Origin of the sequence: Arthrobacter sp. H20 (genome assembly GCF_000520515.1) — a bacterium.
Taxonomy (GTDB): Bacteria; Actinomycetota; Actinomycetes; order Actinomycetales; family Micrococcaceae; genus Arthrobacter_D.
The window spans coordinates 26,329-32,409 of the sequence record NZ_KI914722.1; the positions used below are offsets into that span (position 1 = coordinate 26,329).

Annotated in this window: 7 protein-coding genes; 5 read left to right on the top strand and 2 right to left on the bottom strand. The window is 62.8% G+C overall.

Going from position 1 to position 6,081, the window contains the following annotated elements:
* Window positions 1-103: 103 nt before the first annotated feature.
* On the top strand, window positions 104-769 hold the full coding sequence (locus Y703_RS18445; protein ID WP_173400619.1) for a redox-sensing transcriptional repressor Rex: 666 nt from the start codon (window positions 104-106) through the stop codon (window positions 767-769).
* Window positions 770-791: 22 nt separating this feature from the next.
* Here Y703_RS18445 and Y703_RS0106735 read toward each other — a convergent pair whose 3' ends face one another.
* Entirely contained in the window at window positions 792-1,430 is a 639-nt protein-coding gene (locus Y703_RS0106735; RefSeq protein WP_026552094.1) for a DUF308 domain-containing protein, read from the bottom strand.
* Between the two features lie 144 nt (window positions 1,431-1,574).
* On the bottom strand, window positions 1,575-2,123 hold the full coding sequence (locus tag Y703_RS0106740) for a YceI family protein (protein WP_026552095.1): 549 nt from the start codon (window positions 2,121-2,123) through the stop codon (window positions 1,575-1,577).
* Between the two features lie 184 nt (window positions 2,124-2,307).
* On the opposite strand from Y703_RS0106740, the gene Y703_RS0106745 reads away from it, so the two are divergent.
* From Y703_RS0106745 to Y703_RS18450, 4 genes are all read left to right on the top strand, one after another.
* Complete coding sequence (locus Y703_RS0106745) at window positions 2,308-2,985, top strand: histidine phosphatase family protein (protein ID WP_026552096.1); 678 nt, start codon at window positions 2,308-2,310, stop codon at window positions 2,983-2,985.
* 37 nt (window positions 2,986-3,022) lie between these two features.
* A complete protein-coding gene (locus Y703_RS0106750; protein WP_026552097.1) occupies window positions 3,023-3,637 on the top strand; it encodes a TlpA family protein disulfide reductase in 615 nt (204 codons plus the stop codon).
* 54 nt (window positions 3,638-3,691) lie between these two features.
* Window positions 3,692-4,450, top strand: coding sequence for a cytochrome c biogenesis CcdA family protein (locus Y703_RS0106755; RefSeq protein ID WP_035764120.1), 759 nt, complete (start codon window positions 3,692-3,694; stop codon window positions 4,448-4,450).
* Window positions 4,451-4,482: 32 nt separating this feature from the next.
* Window positions 4,483-6,081: cytochrome c biogenesis protein ResB (locus Y703_RS18450; RefSeq protein WP_051427373.1), on the top strand; the 1,599-nt coding region annotated here is incomplete at its 3' end.

The following is a 6,081-nucleotide window of genomic DNA, read 5'->3' on the forward strand; positions in this document are numbered from 1 at the left end:
CCTGCGGCCCTGCCGTGAAACGGCTGGCGGACAGTAAACGGAGCGATTGACAGTGACGACGCCGGAGATACCAGAGCTACCACTGCCGGGGATCGGCGCTGCGATGCGGCAGATCCCGACGGCCTCCCTGACGCGCCTCACCATTTACCTCAGGGCCCTGAACTCGCTGCTCGCCGAGGGCACCGAGAGGGTGTCCTCCGACCGGTTGGCTGAAGAGGCCGGTGTCAATTCCCCGATCCTGCGCAAAGACCTGTCCTATTTGGGGTCCTACGGCACCCGCGGCGTGGGGTACGACGTGCAATACCTGAACCGACAGATCTCCGCCGCGCTCGGATTGACCCTGGACTGGCGGGTCGCCATTATTGGCGCGGGCAACCTGGGCCGCGCTTTGGCCGGCTACTCCGGTTTCGAATCCAGGGGATTCGAAATTGTTTGCCTTTTCGACGCCGACCAGTTGGTGGTCGGCGCCGAGGTTGGCTGGCTGCGGGTCAGCCCGGTAGCTGATCTGGAGCAGGTGCTGCAGAGGACTCGCGCCAATATGGCTGTGCTCGCCGTGCCTGCCGCGGTGGCACAGTCCCTGTGCGACCGGCTGGTTGACGCCGGGATAACCAGCATTTTGAGCTTTGCCCCGGTGGTCTTGCAGGTTCCCGAGAGTGTCCAGCTGCGGAAGGTGGACATGGCTACCGAGTTGCAAATCCTTTCCTACCACGCACAACGGGCGCAGGAACCGGACATCGCTGCCGACTCCCGCGCCCGCACGGCACAGTAGGTTCCAGAGGCGCAGGGAACGCCTAGAACTGCCCGGGTACGGCCTGCTTCCTGAAGTACGGCTGGGCCGGCTTCAGGAAGGTCATGACGACGCCGGCAGTACCGAGCAGCAGGACGAGGATTCCGAGGATGGTCTCCAATGGCCCCGGTGTGACCATCTCCTGACCCTGGAGCAGATCGCTGCCCTCAAGCATTGACGCGGACAGCAGGCTGAAGAGGTAATTCAGTACCGAGAGGCCCGCCAGCACGGCGGCTGTGATTCTTGCCCAGTTGTGTCCCTTGCGGATGAAGATCGCCAGCAAAATGTAGATACCAAGAGCAACTGCGGCAAACACGAGGACCAACGCGGTGCTGACGCCGCCCAGGCCCGGCATCGGGTTGGCAACGGAGAAGATGACACCGGAAATCAAATTGACCACACCAGCAGCGATGATCAGCCAGAACGCCCGCTCCACTTCCTTTGGGGCAGGGCCCTTCTCATCCGCTGAGACCTGGTTCATGTTTCCCGGGTAGCTGTACCCGGACGGTTGCGCATCCCGGTAGCCGTAGGGAGTCGGCTGGGCGCCAGTGGGATCCTGCTCGGGGGCCGGCTGCTGTGGGTCTGCGTTGTCGCCTGGGGGCCTGTTGTGGTCTGGGGTGGGGTCATTGGGAGATGTACTCATCGGCGTGTCCTCTGCATGTGAGACTGATACGGACCCGGTGGGCCGCAGAGCCAACCTTAGCCCGGAGGTTTACCCAGCTGGGGGATTAACTAGCAGCGGCTGCCGGGCCCCTCGTGGGAGCCAGGCAGCCACCGGCCGGAAAGCCTATTTGGCAGGCGCTACGAACGCTGCATCAAGGTTGATGGTCACCTGGTCGCCAACCAGCACGCCGCCGGCTTCGAGGGCTGCGTTCCAGGTCAGACCGAAGTCCTTGCGGGAGATGACCGTCTTGCCGGAGAACCCGGCGCGGGTTGCGCCGAAGGGATCGACAGCAACGCCATTGAATTCAGTGTCAAAGACCACTGGAAGGGTAACGTCGCGGATGGTCAGGTTACCTGAGAGCTGGTAGGTCTCGCCGGCGCCGTCGATGGAGCTTGACTCAAAAGTCATTTCGGGAAAACGCTCGACGTTGAAGAAGTCTTTGCCCCGCACATGCCCGTCGCGGTTCTCGTCGTTGGAGTTGAAGGAAGCGGTGTTGATGGTCGCGGTCACCTTTGAGTCGCTCAGCGAGGAGCCGACGTGGAGGGCCGCATCAACTGTGTCAAAGTTGCCGCGCACTTTGCTGATGCCGGCGTGACGAACGGTGAAGCCGACCTCGCTGTGTGAGCCGTCGAGGGTCCAGATGCCGTTGTTCAGTCCTGTGGGAATGGCCATGATGAGTCTCCTGATCGTGATGCCGACTAAGCGATGCTGCAGTGGCCGCCGGGAGGCTGCCATCTATAATAAACATGCATTTGCATTGATTATTCCCGGATTTAGTTAAATGGTCAAGTAAAATGGCTGCCAGTTGGTCGCGAGCGGATTTAGCCGCGTGACCGAACTCTGAGAAACTGGACCCATGTCCCTAGCTACCGTCCACCTCGTGCGTCATGGCGAGGTTCACAATCCCGAGCGCGTTCTCTACGGCCGCCTGCCGAACTTTCACCTGTCGGAGCTGGGCCGCGAGATGGCTCAACGGGTCGCCGGGCACTTCGCGGGGAGGGCGAACGCTGGAGCGAGCATTGTGCAGTTGGTTGCCTCGCCGTTGACCCGCGCCCAGGAAACTGCCGCTCCGATTGCCCAGCGGCTTGGACTGGAGATCGTCACTGATGCCCGGGTCATCGAGGCATACAGTCGTTTTGAAGGCATGTCCCAGGTGGTCCGGCAGTTGCGCCATCCGCGCTACTGGCCTTTGCTGATCAACCCCCTCCGTCCCTCCTGGGGGGAGCCCTATGGCCAGCAGGTGGGGCGCATGATGGCTGCGGTCACTGATGCCCGGGTCCAGGCTGTCGGGCTGGCCGAAGCCAACGGGTCCGCTGGCCCGGCTGAGGTCATAGTAGTGGGCCATCAATTGCCAATCTGGGTCTCCCGCCTCGCTGCGGAGAACCGGCGGCTCTGGCACGATCCCCGTGACCGGGAGTGCACGTTGACGTCCATTACCTCCCTCGACTTCGATGGCGAGCGGCTGGTTGGCGTGCGGTACGAGGAACCAAGCGCTGACCTCCTGCCCGGTGCGGCAAACCTGCCGGGAGCGTAATAGGATTACTACACGTTGTAGAACTGTGGAAGAAGCTGTGAAAAACTCTGATCGATCCGCCAGACGCCCGAAGAGGCTTGGGATAACGCTGGCTCTTGGACTATCCGCCGCCCTCGCCCTGTCAGCCTGCGCCGCTGAGGACCCGCTGGCGCAGCAAGCCGCCGTCGGCGACAACAAGAACTACATCGCTGGCGATGGCTCGGTCACCGAGTACGCGGCTGCTGACCGAGGTGACCCGGTCGCCGTTACCGGAGCAGGTTACGACGGATCCGTCGTGGATTCCGCTGACTGGGTTGGGCAGGTAACAGTGGTGAACTTTTGGTACGCCGCCTGCGCGCCCTGCCGTGAGGAGGCCCCCGATCTGGTGGCACTGCACGAAGAATATGAGGGGGCCGGGGCCCAATTCTATGGGGTCAATATTCGTGACTCTGAGCAGACGGCCGAGGCCTTCGAACGCACCTTTGAGATTCCCTACCCGAGCCTCGATGACCAGGACGGTGGGGTCCTGCTGGCCATGACCAGCTATGTTCCGCCTCAGGCGGTCCCCACCACACTGGTGATTGACAAGGAGGGGCGAGTCTCCGCAAGGATTCTCGGGCTGGCTGACAAAAGCACCCTCGGCGCCCTCATCGACGCCGCGTTGGCCGAGTAACCCACTGTGACATTTCCCCTCCACCTCAGCGCCGCAATCGGCGGACCCGTTCCAATGGCGACCAGCAATGCGTTCGCCGACACAGTGCTGAACGGGTCCATGCTCCTGGCGCTGCCGGTGGCGCTCCTCGCTGGCCTGGTGTCCTTTGCCTCCCCGTGTGTCCTTCCCCTGGTGCCTGGCTATCTCGGTTATGTCACTGGGCTGACCGGCGTCGACCTCGAACAACAGAAGCGCGGTCGGATGCTGACCGGGATAGCACTGTTCGTGCTCGGATTCTCGGTGGTCTTCATGGCGTACGGAGCCCTGTTCGGCCAGCTGGGTGCGTGGATGGTGGGGTCGGAAAGCTGGCTGATCCCGGCGCTGGGGATAGTCGTAGTGCTCATGGGCCTGATTTTCATGGGCGGCTTCTCGTGGTTTCAAACCGAAAAGAAACTGCGGACAAAGGTGCCCACCGGCCTCTGGGGTGCGCCGCTTCTGGGCCTGACATTCGGTCTGGGCTGGGCGCCCTGCATTGGCCCCACCCTGTCTGCAGTGCAGCTGCTGGCGTTCTCCAACGACGACGCCAGCGCCGCCAAAGGTGCGGCCCTTACCTTTGTGTACTGCCTCGGGCTTGGGCTTCCCTTCCTGCTGATAGCCCTCGGCGTGCGCCGCGGCATGGGTGCAATGGCGTTCTTCAGGAAACATCGGCTCTCGCTGCAACGCTTCGGCGGGGGCATGCTGGTGGTGGTGGGCCTGCTCATGGCCACCGGCGTCTGGACCCTGTGGATCAATGAACTGCAGAACTGGCTCGGCGGGGTGACCCTCCCCATCTAATGACTTCCAACAACACCGAAAGGGGGCAGACGATGACCCCCGACACTCCCGAGGGCGGCAAGCCCGACGTCGCTCTTCCAGCGCTCGGTATCCGAGGCAGCCTGCGCTGGGGCTGGACCCAGCTCACCAGCATGCGGACAGCATTGTTCCTGCTTCTCCTCCTGGCGGTCGCCGCGGTGCCCGGCTCCCTGTTCCCCCAGCGTCCCGCCAACCCGGCAGTGGTAACCCAGTACATCCAGGACAACCCGGACACTGGACCGATACTTGACTGGTTCCAGCTCTTCGACGTCTACTCGTCGGTCTGGTTCTCCGCGATCTACCTGCTGCTTTTCATCTCCCTGATCGGCTGTGTCATACCCCGTGCCCTTGCACATGGCCGGGCGATGCGGTCGAAGCCTCCCAGGACTCCCAGGAAGCTCTCTCGGATGCCGATTTACGGCACCGTCGTGGTGCCTGCCAGCACCCAGTCGGGCGGCTCGCGGCTGACGGCTGCATCGGCAGCCGCGGATGCTGCAGCACTGCTGAAAAAGCGCGGTTACCGGGTGGACCTACGCGACAGCGACACCGCTCAACCATCGGTTGGCGCAGAACGCGGATTCCTCAAGGAAGTCGGAAACCTCGTGTTCCACTTCTCCCTGATCGGAGTCCTCATCTCGGTGGCAGTGGGAGGATTGTTCGGGTACAGCGGGCAGAAAATCATTGTGGAGGGTGACAGCTTCGTCAACACACTGGTGGGCTACGACACTTTCACTCCGGGTGCGAACTTCACAGCTGGCCAACTTGAGCCGTATTCGCTGAGACTGGACAATTTCGATGTGCAGTTTGACCGGCAGGAAACCCATTACGGGCAGCCCCTCGACTTCACCGCTGACGTCACCACCAAGGACGGCCCTGACGCTGAGGAAGTCGAACAGGTCCTGAAAGTGAACTCGCCGCTGAAGATCGGCGGCACCGGCATCTACCTGGTAGGCAACGGGTACGCACCGGTAGTCACTGTGCGCGATGGCAACGGGAACGTTGCCATGCAGGGCCCGGTCGTGACTATCCCGCAGGATGGGCTTTTCACTTCGCTCATGGTGATCAAGGCGCCCGACGCCGCGCCGGACCAGTTGGGGTTTGTCGGATTCTTCCTTCCGACGGCGTTCGTCGGCGAGGACGGCGTCGCCTTCTCCCGCGACCCGGACCCGTTCAACCCCCAGCTCAACCTCAACTCGTACTATGGCGATCTCGGTCTCGACGACGGCGAACCCCGCAGCGTCTATGTCCTTGAGACCGATGACCTGACCGAGCTCAACAGTCGTACCAGCGACGAGGGCGGAATTGTCCTGGGCGCGGGCCAGACCTACGATCTGCCGGACGGCAGGGGCACTATCTCCTTCGATGGGCTGGAACGCTACATTGCCGTGGATATCCGCCACGATCCGGGCCAGCTGGGTGCCCTCGTCTTCTCCTCCCTTGCGCTTGCCGGACTCAGTGCTTCGCTGTTCATCGGGCGACGCCGTGTCTGGGTCCGCACCGGCACCCATGCGGACGGCCGCACGATGGTCGAATATGGGCTGCTTGCCCGCGGCGAAGACCACCGGCTGACCGGCGAAGGCGCTGCGATCGACAAGGCACTCCGAGCCAAGTGG